This is a genomic window from Alkalimonas collagenimarina, assembly GCF_030717845.1.
Lineage (GTDB): Bacteria > Pseudomonadota > Gammaproteobacteria > Enterobacterales > Alteromonadaceae > Alkalimonas > Alkalimonas collagenimarina.
Genome location: NZ_JAUZVZ010000016.1, coordinates 1 through 16,556, shown reverse-complemented (window position 1 = coordinate 16,556; position 16,556 = coordinate 1). Strand labels below are relative to the sequence as shown.

The following is a 16,556-nucleotide window of genomic DNA, read 5'->3' as shown; positions in this document are numbered from 1 at the left end:
CACTGAATACGGCATTATATTCTGGAAATTGCTGCCAGGGCCACTGCGCTCTGGTAGAAAATCTGCGTTACTTGCGCCCATAAAGTAATGTTATCTTTGTACTCGGTATCGAGCGGCACAATGATGGTATCGCCCGGTTGCAAGGCTTCGTTTCGGCCACGGAACCAGCGATTGTTCGATAGCATCACCGAACCATCGGCGCGGATCACGTAGACGCGTTTGGTATCGGCACGTTGACGAGTGCCCCCTGCAAGGCGGATGTAATCATCAACTGTCAACTGGCCGTTAAAGCGGTGCGTACCGGCATGCTGCACTTCACCCATGACAGAAATAGAGGTATCGCGGCGTGGTACATGCAATGTGTCACCATCCTCTACTAACAGATCAGCCGTTGGGTCACCAGCAATGATGTAAGGCAGGTTCACCACCAAACGACCGACGGTATCTTGCATTTCCAGTTGGTTGATCATGGTTAAGGTATCTTGTGGCGATGCCTGAACCGACTCGGCTGACAGTGAACGGGTGGCAATTTCTGAGCGCAACTGGCTCACCATGCTCCTCAGTTGCTCACTCTCCCGTTCACGAAGATGCTCACGGGTAAAGACGGCGCCATTGACAAAGGCATTTTGTGTGACACCGCCGGCTCGCTGTATTACCTGAGCCAGCGTCTCACCTTGCTGAATGGTGTACAAGCCAGGGAAACGAACCTCCCCTCTTAACTCGATGGTCTGGTCAACCCGCCATTGTGGGATCGCAAACACATTCAAACGATCACGGCTTTGCAAAGCCAACTGTTGGCCACCATTTAGCTCTTGCTGTAAATTAACCTGCAGGTGCTCAACACGCACCCCTTGCTCAGACTGCGGTTGCCCCTTGGCCCGGGTAAGTTCGGCGCGGGTGATAAAGGCGGATTCATTTAAGCCTCCAGCTGCACGCACCAAGTCGGCCACCTGACCACCTTTTGCCAGTGGGTACTCGCCGGGTACTTTCACCTCGCCAGATACCGATACTAATTGTGGTGTCTGGCCATTGCGGGCTTGACTGCGCAGTTTTTGCAGCACCGGGTACATCAATTCGGTACGACTTAAATGAGCGGATAATGCCAGTAGCTCGGCATCAACAAAGACTTGTTGCAATATATGCAGCATATGTTCTTGCAGATCTTGCTCTTGCTGTTTACGCAGTGCCTCGCGCATTTCGCGATCGGCCATGAGATCCATTTGTTGCTGCAATAATGTCCAGTCTGGCTGTTTTCGCTCTGGTTCAGGGGCAATAATGGCCTCAAATGCCTGATTAGCCAGTTGATCACTGCTGAGCCAGCGAAGCTCTTCCGGCCGATCGTAGTTGTCTTCCAGCTTTTCACGCAGGTACTGATTTAATGCATGGCGCTGATAGCTGTAGTTTTCCTGATGAAAAGCCATGATAATATCGCGTGGTGCCAGCCTGAGATTGGCAGCCGACTGTGGGTGCTCCAGTGCGTCTACCAGGCTGAACTGGTGCACTTCGATATCCCCTTGACTGTTGATTTCACGCAATACAATCAGGTAATCCAGATCGGTGGTCAGATGCACATCGGATAATAGTGAGCGAATAACATCGCTAACCCGGATGTCATCGCGCCAGGCGTAATGACCAGGGCGGACAAAGGCACCCGCCAGGGTAATGCTATTGGTCAACCGGGGCGAGGTGCCCCCCACCCGCAATACATCGCCAGCCTGAACTTTGACCTGCCGATCTTTGTTGTGAGTTAAATCAACATTCAGTAAATCGCGTAAATTATCCTGATTAAAACGTTCCAGCACGGCTGCTTTCGGGTAACCCCCTTCACGCACTCCGCCCGCCATGGCTAATAATGAAGCAAGATCATCGTTGGCTTTCACTTCAAACAAGGCCGGGCGTCTTACCTCGCCCCGTACTTCGGCAATGGCCTGAACCGGGGCAACAAACACCACGTCCCCATTTTGCAAATGAATATCCTGGCGGGAATCGCCACGCAGCAATAAATCGTATAAATCGAAGCGCGCGGCGATGTCGCCAGCACGGTTGACATGAATTTCGCGCAAGGCACCAATCTCGCTGACCCCACCGGCAGCAAACAATGCCTGTGTGACAGTAGACAACGCAGAAACAGTATAGGTGCCAGGGTATTTCGCTTCACCGGCGACCATGATATTAATGGATCGCATCGGGCCCATACTGACGGCCACTTCAACACCAATCATACTTTGCGCAACGCGCTCCGTAATTAAACGCCGGGCCTGGGCGAAGGTTAAACCGGCCAGTTGAACGGTGCCTAAATCAGGAATGCTTAGCTGGCCATCCCGGCTTACTACTAGTTCGTACTGAACAAATTGCTTGCCAAAAAACTGCAGCAATAAGGTGTCATCAGGGCCAAGTTGATAGCTGTCAGGTACCGGCACATTGCCGACCGGCGCAAAGGTGCTGATCTCGGCATCAAACAGATTCATACCAAATCGCTTGGGCTTGCCATCGTCTTTTTCTTTATCTTTTTCCAGCTCAAGCAATTCACGCTGCTGGCGCTGCTGCTGACCCGTTGGATCTTGCCGCTGATCCTGGCGTTGTCCTTGTGGCTGACGCTGCAGTTGATTCAGGTCAATGCCATATTGTTTGGCCAGCCGTTCTTGCTCGGCGCGGGGCAACTGCCGGAACTGTTCCATCATGGCCGGTGATGGCGTAACATTGGCCACGGCAGGCAGCGCCAGCCAACATACTGAAAATACGGCTAGTATTCGCAAAAACTTAGACACCATGGTTCTCCATTTTGGGTTTTCCATCTATCTTGCATTCCGTTATTTTTTTGTCAACCGGCTGATTCTACCGTCAAATGCAGGTACACGCCAGAGGCCTGACGGCCTTGTTGTTCAAAGCATACCCGATAACGCCAGTATCATACGGCAAAGTCGACATCAACATTGGGTTGATTGCTCATCATAGCAGCGATCACTTGTTTGACCGGGGCATGATTAAACACCACCTCATACAGCCCCATCACCAGCGGCATATAAATATCGTATTGCTGCGCCTGCTGCCGCACTTCTTTTAAGGTGTTTACCCCTTCCGCTACTTCGCCCAGTTCAGTCACCGCATCGTCGAGGCTTTTACCCTGCCCCAGAGCAAAACCGACCCGATAGTTTCGGCTGAGTGGCGAGGTGCAGGTGACAATTAAATCACCAATGCCCGATAAGCCAAGAAAGGTCATAGGGTTGGCCCCTTTAGCTACTGCAAAGCGGCTCATTTCGGCCAGGCTGCGGGTGATTAGCATGCTTTTAGTATTTTCACCTACCCCCAAAGCAGCACTCAGCCCGGAAGCAATAGCATAAATATTTTTCAGCGTGCCGCCAAGTTCCACACCAAACACATCCTGACTGGCGTAGGCACGAAAGGTTTTGCTGCATAAAATGCTTTGTACCCGGCTACACAGAGCTTCGTCGTCACTGGCAATCACCGAAGCGGTAATATGGCCTTTGGCAATTTCTTTCGCCAGATTGGGGCCGCTAAGCACACCAATACGGCCATTGGGCACTTCTTCACGTAATATATGGCTCATCAGTTTAAAGCTACTTGCTTCCACGCCCTTAGTGGTGCTGATTAGCAATTGCTGAGGTTGCAGCCAGGCCTTCGCTTGCTGAACTACATTACGAAAACTACTGCTTGGAATAGATACAAACACCGCTTCAGCATCCCGAATAACCCACTCCATATCAGTACTAGCAATTAATTGCTCAGATAACGAATAATCTGGCAGATAGCGAGCATTCTGGTGGGTTTGATTGATTTTTTCTGCGATCTCCGGATCACGGAGCCACTGACGAACCTGATAGCCATTTTCGGCCATGATGTTGGCAATGACGGTACCGAAGCTTCCGCCGCCTAAAACGGCAATATGTGCAGTCATGTTGATCCTGTGATTGCTTTTATAAGTCGTACTCGTTGAGGCTACCGTATGAGCTATCCGGCAGACATGACGCTAGATGATACTGTTCGAGCGCAATCGCTGTAAAGAGTTCAGGGGAAGTTATCATTGTTAAAAAACTCAGCCTTTGCCAGTGGTACGCCTAGTTTATCTTTATCCGATACCACAGGTGGAGCAGCCAGCGGCCATTCAATGGCGAGTTCCTGGTCGTTCCAGTCAAGGCAACGCTCCGATGACGGATCATAATAGCTGGTGGTTTTATAGAGAGTTTCTGTCGACTCCGCCAGTGCCAGAAAGCCATGGGCAAAACCCGGTGGGATCCACAGCTGCTGACGGCTCCCGGCAGTTAACTCGTAGCCCAGCCACTGTTTGAAGGTGGCTGAATGTTGGCGCAAATCAACCATCACATCATAGATACGCCCTTGCAGCACCCGTATCAGCTTGCCTTGTGGCTGATTGATCTGATAATGCAAACCACGCAACACCCCAAGCCCGGATAGAGAATGATTATCTTGCACAAACCGGATATTGCCCTGCAAGGCCTGATCGAACTGCCTCTGGTTGAAGCTTTCCATAAAGAATCCACGTTCATCTTGATGGACTGTTGGCGTGATCAGCAATACATCGGGGATGGCCATAGGTTTAATGTGCATAAGTGTGAATGTCGCTTGTTGTGGTCTTATTTAGTGAGTTGTAATTATACCAATGCGTTTAGCTTTGCCTCAACGACGTCATCGTCTATTGCCAGCTATGGCATTATCATCTAATCGCGAACCAAATAATCGAAGCATTTATTTGCTTCTTTTTCGATAAATCATACATTGCAAAACCGTGTGCTTTGTTTAGAAATATCAACAGTTCTGATTTTACCAGCCCACTCATACAAGTCCTGTAATAAGTGTCGATGAATATCACATAGGTAAGAAAACGTAAGGTTTGCAAAGTCTGGCTTAAACTCAGTAAGCCGGAAGGAAGTTAAAGCGACTTAAGCTGAAGCAAGCTCAGTCTCTGAAGTTAACTCAAGTAAATTAATTAAAACTGAAGTTTTGTCATAAACAGTAGCTATCATTCCCTGCACCATATTTATCAATCATGCGGCCTTTGCAGCTCTTTGAGTCTGGCTATGACTTTTGGATGCAACCTCGTTTGCTCATTCAATGGCTGCAAACCTTCTAAACGCAAACTTTCATTGAAGTTGGTCACTTTGGTTTCTTCAAAGCGTTTTGTTATTAACTCTTTGTCGTTCACAGGGGTAACCTCCGAAACAAAACATGCTGTTATTTTAGCTTGTTTAAACGCCATCAGCAAATAGAGTTATCGGGTAGCACAGCTGCCGTCATGGCGCTGGCAGAGCCAGCTAGTTACAGATACTTCTGAGCAAATACGACGACACGCTCTAACTCATTAAGCAACATAGCAGCCATATCGAAGGCTTTGCTAAGCAATGTCGCCTGAATTTCGGGATCATCTGGATAATCATGGGCAAACTGATTGCGCATTTCCCGAAATTTTAGCCATTGCTCTGCAGAGGTTAGAGCGCCGATTTTTTCTAAGCGATGCAGTTTATCTATAAAGGTGTCGAGCTCACCTTCTTCATGGGTCAACTCCAAAATAGCAGGCAATAATTTAGCACCCATGGCATCCTGAAGTTTTGAAAAACGTACAATAAACTGATCGAAGATAGCCAGTTCAATCTGGCTTAATTTATCAAGAGATTCTGGTGTAAAAGGTTTCCGTTTTCCCAGCTCTTGCATAGCCCAACGCAGGCGCTCGGCATGTGTTTGGCAAATTTCAGCTATGCTAAGGAAAACATCATGGTTCATAACAAAACCCCTTGCTGCTTGGCTACCTGATAAATTGGTAGTACTAAACCTTTTTTGCGGTTGATAACAAGATCTATTTTTTGTTCGCCAAGCTGCTGGTGAAGCTCTACCAATGCGTTTAGCTTTGCCTCAACGATGTCATCGGCCATTGTCAGCACGGGCTCGATGTACAAATCAATATCACCACCTCTGGCATTATCATCTAATCGCGAACCAAATACTCGAATTTCAGAGCTATCACCAAAGTGCTTCGATAAAACCTGCTTAATGAGTGTTTGTTGATGGCTGGATAATCGCATTCAGTATTGCCGGTTAAGAACAGTGAATTAATTATAACAGTGGCTGTGTTAACTGACTAGTTACCCTGGCAAAGCCAGCTGGTGACAAGCAGCGGAGCTGCCGTGACCGCCGCGTAGCGGCTAGTTACCGCACCGTAGGTGCCAGTAACCGGCTCGAAGCGGCTAAAAGCATCTTATTTGCACAAGGAAGTATCACGTTAGTAAAGTAAGCAGCATTAACTCCCATTCCTGCGGCGGCTTCAGCATAAGCTGTAGGATCTTTAGTAAGTTGAACCAGTCCAGACTTTAATGACTGATCAATCTCATTTTTGCCATAATGGCTATACGCTTCAAGCAATGAAACTTGCGGGATTTCACCCAAATAACTGCACATGACAACGATATCGAATATATCCTTGTACGGCTTAACGCCTAGCCGGTCAGCATTAGCCAGCAACTTTGTTACAAAACAAGATTCATGATTGATGTAAGGCACTGGAAATAAGGGTGCCTCTATATCAGGCTTCAATTGGTAATTGTCAAAGGCGACAAACTCAAGCTTGATATTTACACCTGCCACCACGATAAAAGTACGAACTCCATAACGATCAAAAATAATTTTACGGCCATAATTAAAATCCGTCCTGACAAGATCTCCCAAAGATAGGTTTGTTACCTGCTGGCGGACAGCCCGATAAGCATTTTTATCCTTGCACAGAAAATCAATATCGACAGACTCACGGTATTCATCAAACTCCAGCGCAATTCGGGTGCCTCCACCAAACATAATGTTGTGTTCAGCAAGGTACTCGCTATTGAAGTTTTCTAAGCAAGTAGCTATCAGTTGATGGCGTTTACGCTGATAAGAGGGCATGAGGGCAGTTAAGCTCTAACCGGCAAAAAACCACCAGCACGGTTAGCAAGTTGCTGAATGAGCAAACGCTCGGTTTCTGTAAGCTTCGTTTTATCAACAAAAGGCCAGCGACGCTCATACACATCCAAAGCATCTTTTTCGGCCAAGAACCTGGTCTGGGTGTCCCATAATAGCCGATCCAGCTCGGGATATTGCTTGCGATCGATTGTGTTCATGGCTACCCCAGACATGCTGTTTGCACTAGATTAACTTTACAACAGTGATAAGAAACTGTCTAGTCAGTGGCAGCGTAGCGGCTAGTTACCGCTGGCAGAGCCAGCTAGCGCTTCCAGCCAGTCGGGTAACTCAATGCCCAATGCATTTTCCAGCTTATCTATACAAAGCCGAGAGTTCATCGGTCGCTGGGCCGGAGTTGGGTAATCGCTGCTGGGGATTGGCGAAATGGCCTCTGGTAACAAGGCCAGCTTGTCACCTTGCTTGATTGCCTGGCTGACAATGGCTTTAGCAAAATCGTACCAGCTGCAATGGCCTCGTGGTGCCAGATGATAAACGCCGCCCTTAATCGCCTGACCTTGTTGGTAACGCTGCAACGCCAGCAGGCTGATGGCAGCAATCATGTTGGCAGGTGTGGGTGCACCGATTTGATCCACCACAATACGCAGCTCAGTTTTTTCTTTAGCCAAGCGACGTATTGTGTTTAAGAAGTTTTTACCATGCGTCGAATACACCCAGCTGGTGCGAAAAATAACAGCTTCAGGGCATTCTTTTAGCACGGCTTTATCGCCCTGTAGTTTGCTATGGCCATACACATTCAGTGGCGCAGTTGAGCTGTCTTCCTGCCAAGGTTCTGTGCCAGTCCCCGGATACACATAATCAGTCGAATAATGCAGCAGATAAACGTCATGTTCAGCTGAATGCCGCGCCAGCAATGCAGGCAGATGCGCATTCAGTGCCATCGTTTCTAACGATTCGGTTTCTGCTAAATCCACCGCAGTATATGCCGCGGCATTGAAAATGACAGCTGGTTGATGCTTTGAAAGATAAACTTGAACAGCATTGGCATCACTCAGATCTAACTCGGTTCGTGTTGGAGACAATACAGAAAAGTTTTCTTCAAGCTGGCGGATTAGTTCAGTACCAACCTGACCGGTGCTGCCCGTCACCAAAACCTTGCCGCTCATTGCACAGCCTTGCAAACTAGTGGCTGCCACCAATCCTTTCTTGCCAGATACCATTGTACTGTTTTACGCAGCCCGGATTCGAAAGTTTCTTGCGGTACCCAGCCAAGCTCACGCTCAATTTTACTGGCATCGATGGCGTAGCGTAAGTCGTGGCCTGGCCGATCGGTGACGAAAGTTATCAAACTTTCGTAGTGTTGAGTGTTAAGTGCTGAGTTATGAGTGTTGGGTGCTGAGTTATGAGTGTTAAGTGTTGAGTGTTGAGTGTTGAGTGGAAAACCACACTCATGAATCGGCGCTAACTCGTCCAGGATGGTGCAGATGGCCTGTACGACTTCAATGTTTTGTTTTTCGTTGTGGCCGCCGATATTGTAGGTTTCGCCGATGGTGCCTTGGGTTGCAACACAGACCAGTGCTCTGGCATGGTCTTCAACATAGAGCCAATCGCGGATTTGTTTGCCATCGCCATAGACTGGCAACGGCTTGCCGGCCAGCGCATTGAGAATGGTCAGCGGGATCAACTTTTCTGGAAAATGGTAGGGGCCGTAGTTGTTAGAACAATTGGTAATGACACAGGGCAAACCATAGGTGCGCTGCCAGGCCCGAACCAGGTGATCGGAGCTTGCTTTGCTGGCTGAGTAAGGTGAACTTGGCGCATAGGCTGTACTTTCAGTAAAAAGCGCCTCGGTTTGTGCTAAATCACCAAACACTTCATCGGTTGAGACATGATGAAAGCGAAACTGGCTTTTAGCGGCAGCTTCTAGCTCTAGCCAATAACTTCGGCTCGCCTCGAGCAAGCTGTAGGTTCCGACGATATTGGTTTGTATAAACGCAGCAGGGCCATCGATGGAGCGATCTACATGGCTTTCCGCTGCTAGATGCATCACCAGATCGGGTTGAAACTGTTGCATCAATTGCAGCATGGTTGCTTGATCGCAAATATCGGCCTGCACAAACTGGTAGCGCTGGTGGTGTTCGACTTCTTTTAACGAAGCCAGATTACCGGCATAGGTCAATTTGTCGATATTCAGCACTTGATGTGGCGTGTCTTTAATCAGATACCGCACCAGTGCCGAGCCAATAAATCCTGCACCGCCTGAAATGAGTATTCGCATAGCCGTGTCTTACTCTCTTGTATTCAAGTTAGGTGATCATAACTTGGCAAACAACGTAAAAACATAATATCACGACTTTTCTTTAGTGCTTTGTTACAATTGAAGCGTTCTGTAAAACGAGGTACCCGATGCATTTTAGCAGTCACCAAATTCCAGAATTAAATGGCTTGAACTTTGCCGAGCGCATGAGTGTGGTTCGGGGGGCGTCCGATAAGCTTAGCGTGCCGCAAAAGCTATTCCTTAATTTGATTAAGCTAGCTATTTTATTCATATTTTTTATGTACATTGCCCGGGCAGGCGATTGGACTGCGTTGCTGTATATCGTTGGCTTGGTGGTGGTGTACCCACTGATCACTCGTCCACTTACTTTTATGTTGTGTCAGCCCTACTTTGCTGAAGTTCGCCGAAACTTAGAGCGCCAGCAGCAAGATAATTAGCTGGCGCTTGTATTGACGCAATTAAGAGCTGATTTTTAACGTTACTTTTTCATTCAGCGACATGGCCAGGTTGTTGTCGTAATAGGCGGCTTCGTTGATAAAGCTGGGGTACACCACACTATCGCCTTCATAGCGTATTTCCCCGCCGTCAAACAAGGTGAAAATCGGATCGCCTGGCTGGATAGCTTTAAAATCTTGATCCTGCACATGCTTATGCACCATGCCCAAACGCTCACCCTGCTCATTGAGTGGCAGCATAATGCTGTGCAGATAACGAAAGGCTTCCACTTCGGTTGGAAGCTCGGGCAGTTCGCTGCGGTTGTAGAGATCGGCAAAATCCAGGATATGCTGCGTCATGCTGTGCATCTGTTCCAGCACGTCTTGGCGGATCACCGACTGCGGCTGCGGCCCTACTTCAACAATCACCCCATAGCGGCCGGTAGTGCACAGTAAGCGATGCTCTTCGGCTGACAAGTGATCTTCATCGCAACTGATGACGGCCTCTGGCATCTGCATTTTTACATAGGCCGCTAACTGGTTATAAAAATCACCGGCCTGAGTCAGGATAAGCACCGGCCCCATGTTACTGGTGGTGTTGTGCAAATCGATGACTAAGTCTGCATGCGGGCTGCCTTTAGGGCCTAGCACCGAGTCAATGACCTTGGCCCGGCTCTGTTCGTAATTGCTTAAGCTCGGGTTGTCCAAATCGTCACGACGAAACTGCCGGTTTAAGTCGGCATCCAGATAGCGCTTATTGGCAGCAAAGGCTTGTGGGTTGGCAAACAAGGTCCAGGCATGAAAGCTTTGGCGTTGCAGTAGTTCGGGTTGGCGCTGATAGCGACGGATGAGATAAACCCCTGAAAATTCATTGCCGTGTGTACCACCCACAATAGCCACTTGCTTTATGTCTGCCATAGCCAACTCCTTATTTCATCAGATGCAGGCAAGTATGCCGTAAAAGCCGGTGAAAGAAAATTAAAAAGGAATATAAGCGGGTAAAAATACAGAAAAAAAGAATAAAAAATCAGAATGGAAAAGTGAAGCTGTTACTCAGGCAACAGAAATAGCCAGTTCAGCGCCAGCTTGATGCTGCAACACTAACTCGTTATGCAAAATCTGACCAGCCTGGCAGGTGCATTGACCGCACTGACTACCTACCCCGGTACAGGCTTTTAGTTCACGCATGGTCTCTACCCCGGCAGCAACGTGTTGCTTGATGGCTTTGTCGGTAATACCTTTGCATAAACATACGTACATAATTTGCTCCCGTTGTGGATAGACTTATAGTAATCTAACTGAGAACCATTATCAATAGTATTTGTAAATTATAGAACAAATCCCCCCTGTATCCCCCCTTTGCTAAAGTGGGGAAAAACCATGCCAGCACCCCGCTCTGCGCTCTTAATCCCCCTCTTTGAGAAAGAGGGGGTTAGGGGGAGATTTTAAGGGGGGGTCCTACCGGAACAACACCTTCTCTTGCTGGAACCAATGCACACAGAAAGCGATAAACAAAGCAGCTAACACCACCGTGGAAGCAAAAATCATCAGCAACAGCCCATAATCAACGGTACCTTTGATCAGTTCTTTAATCGCCAGAGCCACATTAGTGAGTGGGATCATGGCGGTGGTTTTGGTTAGCTCAACCCCTGGTAAAATAGAGGCGACCAGCGGTACAAACACCACAATCGACAATGGGCTCATGTAGTTCTGCGCTTCTTTGAAGGTTTTGGCGTAAATAGAAATCGCCAGCAACAAGGATGCGAAGATTGCGGATGTCGGCAGTAACATCAGGAAGATAAGCGACAGATCAAGTACCGAGATGCTTGATACCACGTTGGCGACAACATCCATGCCGGTGAAGGAGCCAATCACCGCCGCCCAGACACCAAAACTGACCACCGTTATGAGCGTCGTCGCAAGCCCGGTACTAAGCACAATCAAAAACTTACCCAGTACAATGGCAGAGCGACTCACCGGACAAATCAATAAGGTTTCTAAGGTACCGCGCTCTTTCTCCCCTGCCCCCATATCAATGGCTGGATAGGATGCACCCATCAAACACAGTGGAATTAAAATATATGCGATTAAGGCACCAATTTTTTCACCAATATTTTCCCGCGTATCGGCAGTATCAACCCGCTTGAGATCAACCGGGTTTAAAATGGCATGCAATCGATCAGGATCGACGCCCAGTTGGGTCAGGTTATTGACTTGCAGATCTTCGGTGTACTTATCCATCAACTCATTAAAATAACGGAACATAAAGTCGAGTTGCGACGATTGGTTGTAGATCAGTTGCCATTCACTTTGTTCAACTGCGGATTGGCGCTGCTGAAAATCGGCAGGGATCACCAAAGCAACATCAAAATCACCTTGTCGAATGGCATCTGCCAACGCATCGACTTCGGTTAGCTCGGTGTCTACCCGGGTAAAGTTTTTATGATAGTACAAAGCCTCTGCAAACTCAGGCGCTTGAGCCGGGTTAATGATGGCATACCGATGCTCTACCTGCATGGCTTTGCTGGTGGTGCTCGACATAACCAGTCCCATCACAGCAAAAATGACGGGGAAAATCAGGATCGGCAATAAAATAACAAAGATCAGCGTTTTTTTATCGCGCAATAATTCTTTCAGTTCTTTCAAATACACCTGCCACATTACGCAGCTCCTTGTGTTTCAGCTAATTGAGCCTGGTTGATGACCGATAAGAAGGACTGACGTAAATCGCCCTGCTCGCTGCATGCCCTGAATTCATCGATACTTCCGGCGAAGGTGCTGACGCCCTGATCAATCACCACCACCCGATCACACAGGGTTGCCACTTCATCCAAGTGGTGCGTGGAGAAAATAACCGGGGTTTTCAGCGCTTTTAGTGAATGAATAAAATCCAGCACAGTTTGGGTGGTCATAATATCCAGGCCAGTGGTTGGCTCATCGAGGATCACCACTTTAGGAGAATGCACCACCGCACGGGCAATGGCAGTTTTTTGTTTCATGCCGGTCGACATATTATCGGCCCGACGATTGGCAAAATCATGCATATTCAATAGGGTAAACAACTCATCAATACGTTGCTTTAACAGCGCTGATTTCATGCCATGCAAGTGACCAAAGTAGGCAATATTTTCCTCAGCGGTCAGTTTGCCGTACAAGCCGGTATCGCTGGATAAAAAGCCAATTTGTTGGCGCGCTTTTAACGGTTGCTTTAATACATCAACTCCATTGATAAATACCGAGCCGGCATCTGGCTTTAATGCGGTAGATAACATACGTAAGGTGGTGGTTTTACCAGCACCATTTGGGCCAAGTAAACCTAATACTTCGCCTTGTTCGCAGTGAAAACTTACATCTCGCACTGAGTGAAAAGCGGTTTTACTGAAACGCACATCCTTTTTTTCGCTTTCAGATAACTTGGAGCCTTTGCCAATGGCAAAAGACTTTGCCAGATTTTTAATTTCAATCATACATGGATCCCTATGCTGAACAGACCCTGATTATTAAACAGCACGTCGGCGGTTTCAATGAAAGCAAATGGCTAAATGCTCGATAAATTGTAACAAGATACGAGCTACTTCAAATATCGGTTCGGATCTTGTCGGCAATGCAGAATACGAATTATATGTATTTGATTGATGGTGATTCGATAAAAAATGGTATGGCTTTCTACAGGTGAACTGCGCACAGCTGTAATTAACTCCGAGCGCTCATGGCCCAGCATGGGTTGCTCTAGCAATAAACGAAATCTTTCTTTCAATTGTTCCAGATACTTGTCTGCCCTGGCCTGCCCCCAGCGTGCCACACTAAACTGATAGATTGTTTTCAGATCATCTTTTGCGACCGGTGCTATAACCAGCTGATATTGGTTCATTTAACTTTTAATATCGACAAAAAGCTGATCAAGCGCTGATTGAGAATCAATCAGAATCCCCTCATTTTTATCGAGCTGAGCAACACCAACGTTTAGCTGTTCACGTAAGCTGGCTAATTTCAGCTCATTTACCCAGTCTTCATGCGTTTCCATAAAGCGCAGGGCTTCACGAATAACTTCGCTGGCATTATTGTACAAGCCACTTTCGACCTTAGCCTTAACACGATGTTCAAGTTCGGGAGTCAATGATACATGCATAACGAAGTACTCAATTAAAATCTGGGTTTAAGTAAACTAACTATAGCAATAATACAAAGATTATCAATCCTTGTAACTGCAATCACCAAGTGCTTTTTAAGCTCTGGCTTAGCGCCCTGCTTTGCCCCGCCGTTTTGGCCGGAAATAATCGGTATTGCTATAAAACTCAGGCTGTTGGTTGTCGTCGTACCAATTGGGAACCCCCAGCAACGGCAAAGGGGTCAGTTGATCCGCTTCAAACAAGACCTCAGGCTGCTGCAATTGCTGGCAAAGCTGTGCATCCAGATGCTGGTATTGTTTAGTTAAAGGCCAGCTGAAGTAATGATCCGGCACTTTTATAAACCAGCACTTGGCCGTGAGGCCCAAAAATGGCTTGGTGGCCATTTCATAAATGGCATGACCAAAGACGACGGGCTGAAGTTGTTGCCACCACAGAGCACGCTGCTGGCAAAAAACATGCTGCCACTGATGCTGACGCAGCGCTTCAACCATGTCTGCCTGTGCTTCGCTGTAGGCGATCAGCACGCCACATTCATCCAGTAACGTCAGCTTGTTACGCAATGGTGTTCTTGGACTGATACCGGACTGTTGAATGTCTTGCATATGCAGTTGATTGATACAGGCTTTGCTCTGCGGGAACAAGCACCAGATCAGTGCACCAAAAAAATCATGGTAGTTTTCGGCCCGGGTTGGGATCTGCTGCGTTGCATAAATATAGGCTTCGTAATAACGGCCATCTTGCTCTAGCAGCTCATTTTCCACAAAGCAATAGTCGCTCTGACGTCGCCATGCGTTCAGCTGCTTGGGCGCAGGCCATTGTGGTAAAGCCGATACGGTGAACAAAGTCTCTAAATCAGCAAACACAGGGTTCTCGATGAAGTAATGAGGTTGCCATTCTGATGATGGCGTAAAACGATTGTTTATGCGCGCTGTTTGCATAGCTGAACTCTTTTGAATTGATGGCTGAAAGTCTACCACTGCAATTACCTTGAAAAAGCACTTGCTTTTTATACTGGCCATGGCACATTCAACGGGTACGGATAGACGTACATACTGCCAAACTAAACTTAATTTTATCTGCAGAGGTTATATCATGTGTTCGATATTTGGGGTGCTTGACATCAAAACTGATGTTAAAGCGTTGCGCCAGCAGGCGCTACAGTTATCTAAGCTTTTACGTCATCGTGGTCCGGATTGGTCGGGGATCTGGAATGACAATAATGCCATCTTAGCGCACGAGCGTCTGGCGATTGTAGATACTGAAAATGGAGCCCAACCTCTGGTCAATGATCAACGAAATCACGTTCTGGCAGTGAATGGCGAGATCTACAATCATAAGCAACTGGAAAAAGAGCTGGCAACACCCTATGGCTTTAAAACCAAGTCGGATTGTGAAGTGATCTTGCCGCTGTATCTGGAGCATGGCAGCGATTTTATTGATCGCCTGCATGGCATGTTTGCTTTTGTACTCTACGATGCCGAGCAACAGCGTTATTTAATTGCCCGTGATCACATCGGTATTATTCCGCTGTATTATGGCTACGATGAGCATGGTCAGTTGTTTGTTGCTTCGGAGCTGAAGGCTCTGGTACCGGTGTGTAAACAAGTGAAGGAATTCCCGCCAGGGCATATTTTTGATAGCCGGGTCGGTGAGTTACAGCCGTATTACAAGCGGGACTGGCACGATTTTGAAGCTGTAAAAGACAACGAGGCCGATCCGGTGGCGCTGCGTAAAGCGCTGGAAGACAGCGTGAAAAGCCATTTAATGTCGGATGTGCCCTACGGTGTCTTGCTGTCGGGTGGCCTGGATTCATCGCTGATTTCAGCCATCGCTCAGCAGTATGCCAAACGTCGGGTAGAAGATGATGACCAATCCGAAGCCTGGTGGCCACGGCTGCACTCTTTTGCCGTTGGCTTGCCTGGCTCGCCGGATCTGATTGCCGCACAAAAAGTCGCAGATGCAATTGGTACCGTGCATCACTCAGTGCATTTTACCGTGCAGGAAGCCTTAGATGCGCTTCGCGATGTGATTTACTTTCTGGAGACCTATGACGTCACCACCATTCGCGCATCGACGCCAATGTATTTGATGGCCCGTAAAATTAAAGCCATGGGCATTAAGATGGTGTTGTCGGGTGAAGGTTCCGATGAAATCTTCGGTGGCTACCTGTACTTCCATAAAGCACCGAATGCCAAAGAGTTTCACGAGGAAACCTTGCGCAAAATAGACCGCTTGCACATGTTTGATTGCAACCGCGCCAACAAGGCGATGTCGGCCTGGGGTATTGAAGCCCGGGTGCCCTTTTTGGATAAAACCTTTATGGATGTCGCCATGCGCCTGAACCCTGAAGCGAAAATGTGTGGCAACGGTAAGATGGAGAAGCATATTCTGCGTCAGGCCTTTGATGGCTTATTGCCTGATGAGATTTTATGGCGTCAGAAAGAGCAGTTCTCTGATGGTGTGGGTTACAGCTGGATCGACAGCTTAAAGGCCCATGCCGCTAATGAGGTCAGCGATCAACAAATGGCGACCGCGAGCTTCCGCTTCCCGGTGAATACACCGGATAGCAAAGAAGCCTATTATTACCGGGTGATCTTTGAAGAGCATTTCCCACATGCTGGTGCCATTTCTTGCGTACCAGGTGGTAAATCGGTGGCTTGTTCAACCCCGGAAGCACTGGCATGGGATGCCAAAATGGCTGAAATGACCGATCCGTCCGGTCGTGCGGTGCGGGATGTGCATACCGAAGCGTATTGATGACATCAATCCAACATAGGGGCGCATGATTGC

General features: G+C 47.9%; 19 protein-coding genes. 2 read left to right on the top strand and 17 right to left on the bottom strand.

The features are described 5' to 3' along the window. Nucleotides 1–14: 14 nt before the first annotated feature. From Q3O60_RS11910 to rfbB, 10 genes are all read right to left on the bottom strand, one after another. Nucleotides 15–2,771 (bottom strand): SLBB domain-containing protein, encoded by a 2,757-nt coding sequence (locus Q3O60_RS11910; protein ID WP_305894163.1) that lies wholly within the window; start codon nucleotides 2,769–2,771, stop codon nucleotides 15–17. Nucleotides 2,772–2,908: 137 nt separating this feature from the next. Then, the gene (locus tag Q3O60_RS11905) at nucleotides 2,909–3,916 is read right to left on the bottom strand and encodes an NAD(P)H-dependent glycerol-3-phosphate dehydrogenase (protein WP_305894162.1); all 1,008 of its coding nucleotides are present in this window, start codon (nucleotides 3,914–3,916) and stop codon (nucleotides 2,909–2,911) included. Nucleotides 3,917–4,026: 110 nt separating this feature from the next. Next, nucleotides 4,027–4,587, bottom strand: a complete 561-nt coding sequence (rfbC, locus tag Q3O60_RS11900; RefSeq protein WP_305894161.1) for a dTDP-4-dehydrorhamnose 3,5-epimerase — start codon at nucleotides 4,585–4,587, stop codon at nucleotides 4,027–4,029. A 433-nt stretch (nucleotides 4,588–5,020) separates the two neighbouring features. After that, a complete protein-coding gene (locus tag Q3O60_RS11890; protein WP_305894160.1) occupies nucleotides 5,021–5,182 on the bottom strand; it encodes a YhfG family protein in 162 nt (53 codons plus the stop codon). Between the two features lie 113 nt (nucleotides 5,183–5,295). After that, complete coding sequence (locus Q3O60_RS11885) at nucleotides 5,296–5,757, bottom strand: hypothetical protein (protein ID WP_305894159.1); 462 nt, start codon at nucleotides 5,755–5,757, stop codon at nucleotides 5,296–5,298. Further along, nucleotides 5,754–6,056 carry a nucleotidyltransferase domain-containing protein gene (locus Q3O60_RS11880; RefSeq protein ID WP_305894158.1) on the bottom strand — a complete coding sequence of 101 codons (303 nt, stop codon included), beginning with the start codon at nucleotides 6,054–6,056 and terminating at the stop codon, nucleotides 5,754–5,756. Before Q3O60_RS11880 ends, Q3O60_RS11885 begins: the two co-directional genes overlap by 4 nt. 124 nt (nucleotides 6,057–6,180) lie before the next feature. After that, entirely contained in the window at nucleotides 6,181–6,909 is a 729-nt protein-coding gene (locus Q3O60_RS11875) for a nucleotidyl transferase AbiEii/AbiGii toxin family protein (RefSeq protein ID WP_305894157.1), read from the bottom strand. 8 nt (nucleotides 6,910–6,917) lie between these two features. Beyond that, nucleotides 6,918–7,124, bottom strand: a complete 207-nt coding sequence (locus Q3O60_RS11870; RefSeq protein WP_305894156.1) for a hypothetical protein — start codon at nucleotides 7,122–7,124, stop codon at nucleotides 6,918–6,920. 81 nt (nucleotides 7,125–7,205) lie between these two features. Further along, a complete protein-coding gene (rfbD, locus tag Q3O60_RS11865; RefSeq protein WP_305894155.1) occupies nucleotides 7,206–8,090 on the bottom strand; it encodes a dTDP-4-dehydrorhamnose reductase in 885 nt (294 codons plus the stop codon). Next, nucleotides 8,087–9,202, bottom strand: coding sequence for a dTDP-glucose 4,6-dehydratase (gene rfbB, locus Q3O60_RS11860; RefSeq protein ID WP_305894154.1), 1,116 nt, complete (start codon nucleotides 9,200–9,202; stop codon nucleotides 8,087–8,089). Before rfbB ends, rfbD begins: the two co-directional genes overlap by 4 nt. A gap of 128 nt (nucleotides 9,203–9,330) precedes the next feature. On the opposite strand from rfbB, the gene Q3O60_RS11855 reads away from it, so the two are divergent. Next, the gene (locus Q3O60_RS11855) at nucleotides 9,331–9,639 is read left to right on the top strand and encodes a DUF6170 family protein (RefSeq protein ID WP_305894153.1); all 309 of its coding nucleotides are present in this window, start codon (nucleotides 9,331–9,333) and stop codon (nucleotides 9,637–9,639) included. A 21-nt stretch (nucleotides 9,640–9,660) separates the two neighbouring features. Here Q3O60_RS11855 and Q3O60_RS11850 read toward each other — a convergent pair whose 3' ends face one another. The 7 genes from Q3O60_RS11850 to Q3O60_RS11820 form a co-directional block, all read right to left on the bottom strand. Beyond that, a complete protein-coding gene (locus Q3O60_RS11850) occupies nucleotides 9,661–10,554 on the bottom strand; it encodes an aspartoacylase (RefSeq protein WP_305894152.1) in 894 nt (297 codons plus the stop codon). Nucleotides 10,555–10,689: 135 nt separating this feature from the next. Beyond that, nucleotides 10,690–10,896, bottom strand: coding sequence for a bacterioferritin-associated ferredoxin (locus Q3O60_RS11845; protein WP_305894151.1), 207 nt, complete (start codon nucleotides 10,894–10,896; stop codon nucleotides 10,690–10,692). 198 nt (nucleotides 10,897–11,094) lie between these two features. Continuing rightward, nucleotides 11,095–12,297: an ABC transporter permease gene (locus tag Q3O60_RS11840; protein WP_305894150.1), complete on the bottom strand. Its 1,203-nt coding sequence runs from the start codon at nucleotides 12,295–12,297 to the stop codon at nucleotides 11,095–11,097. Further along, entirely contained in the window at nucleotides 12,297–13,103 is an 807-nt protein-coding gene (locus Q3O60_RS11835; RefSeq protein WP_305894149.1) for an ABC transporter ATP-binding protein, read from the bottom strand. The genes Q3O60_RS11840 and Q3O60_RS11835 overlap by 1 nt, the downstream gene beginning before the upstream one ends. A 104-nt stretch (nucleotides 13,104–13,207) precedes the next feature. Further along, nucleotides 13,208–13,507, bottom strand: coding sequence for a type II toxin-antitoxin system RelE/ParE family toxin (locus tag Q3O60_RS11830; RefSeq protein WP_305894148.1), 300 nt, complete (start codon nucleotides 13,505–13,507; stop codon nucleotides 13,208–13,210). Further along, nucleotides 13,508–13,765, bottom strand: a complete 258-nt coding sequence (locus tag Q3O60_RS11825) for a type II toxin-antitoxin system ParD family antitoxin (RefSeq protein ID WP_305894147.1) — start codon at nucleotides 13,763–13,765, stop codon at nucleotides 13,508–13,510. A 108-nt stretch (nucleotides 13,766–13,873) separates the two neighbouring features. Beyond that, nucleotides 13,874–14,704, bottom strand: coding sequence for a DUF3025 domain-containing protein (locus Q3O60_RS11820; protein ID WP_305894146.1), 831 nt, complete (start codon nucleotides 14,702–14,704; stop codon nucleotides 13,874–13,876). 154 nt (nucleotides 14,705–14,858) lie between these two features. On the opposite strand from Q3O60_RS11820, the gene asnB reads away from it, so the two are divergent. After that, nucleotides 14,859–16,523, top strand: coding sequence for an asparagine synthase B (asnB, locus tag Q3O60_RS11815; protein WP_305894145.1), 1,665 nt, complete (start codon nucleotides 14,859–14,861; stop codon nucleotides 16,521–16,523). The last annotated feature ends 33 nt before the right edge of the window (nucleotides 16,524–16,556 follow it).

Bases quoted from the DNA above. Each gene is read 5' to 3' on its own strand.
- rfbB (WP_305894154.1), bottom strand. From the start codon at position 9,202: ATGCGAATACTCATTTCAGGCGGTGCAGGATTTATTGGCTCGGCACTG.
- rfbC (WP_305894161.1), bottom strand. From the start codon at position 4,587: ATGCACATTAAACCTATGGCCATCCCCGATGTATTGCTGATCACGCCA.
- Q3O60_RS11855 (WP_305894153.1), top strand. From the start codon at position 9,331: ATGCATTTTAGCAGTCACCAAATTCCAGAATTAAATGGCTTGAACTTT.
- asnB (WP_305894145.1), top strand. From the start codon at position 14,859: ATGTGTTCGATATTTGGGGTGCTTGACATCAAAACTGATGTTAAAGCG.
- Q3O60_RS11870 (WP_305894156.1), bottom strand. From the start codon at position 7,124: ATGAACACAATCGATCGCAAGCAATATCCCGAGCTGGATCGGCTATTA.
- Q3O60_RS11825 (WP_305894147.1), bottom strand. From the start codon at position 13,765: ATGCATGTATCATTGACTCCCGAACTTGAACATCGTGTTAAGGCTAAG.
- Q3O60_RS11835 (WP_305894149.1), bottom strand. From the start codon at position 13,103: ATGATTGAAATTAAAAATCTGGCAAAGTCTTTTGCCATTGGCAAAGGC.
- Q3O60_RS11910 (WP_305894163.1), bottom strand. From the start codon at position 2,771: ATGGTGTCTAAGTTTTTGCGAATACTAGCCGTATTTTCAGTATGTTGG.
- Q3O60_RS11840 (WP_305894150.1), bottom strand. From the start codon at position 12,297: ATGTGGCAGGTGTATTTGAAAGAACTGAAAGAATTATTGCGCGATAAA.
- Q3O60_RS11820 (WP_305894146.1), bottom strand. From the start codon at position 14,704: ATGCAAACAGCGCGCATAAACAATCGTTTTACGCCATCATCAGAATGG.
- Q3O60_RS11875 (WP_305894157.1), bottom strand. From the start codon at position 6,909: ATGCCCTCTTATCAGCGTAAACGCCATCAACTGATAGCTACTTGCTTA.
- Q3O60_RS11880 (WP_305894158.1), bottom strand. From the start codon at position 6,056: ATGCGATTATCCAGCCATCAACAAACACTCATTAAGCAGGTTTTATCG.
- Q3O60_RS11905 (WP_305894162.1), bottom strand. From the start codon at position 3,916: ATGACTGCACATATTGCCGTTTTAGGCGGCGGAAGCTTCGGTACCGTC.
- rfbD (WP_305894155.1), bottom strand. From the start codon at position 8,090: ATGAGCGGCAAGGTTTTGGTGACGGGCAGCACCGGTCAGGTTGGTACT.
- Q3O60_RS11850 (WP_305894152.1), bottom strand. From the start codon at position 10,554: ATGGCAGACATAAAGCAAGTGGCTATTGTGGGTGGTACACACGGCAAT.
- Q3O60_RS11885 (WP_305894159.1), bottom strand. From the start codon at position 5,757: ATGAACCATGATGTTTTCCTTAGCATAGCTGAAATTTGCCAAACACAT.
- Q3O60_RS11845 (WP_305894151.1), bottom strand. From the start codon at position 10,896: ATGTACGTATGTTTATGCAAAGGTATTACCGACAAAGCCATCAAGCAA.
- Q3O60_RS11830 (WP_305894148.1), bottom strand. From the start codon at position 13,507: ATGAACCAATATCAGCTGGTTATAGCACCGGTCGCAAAAGATGATCTG.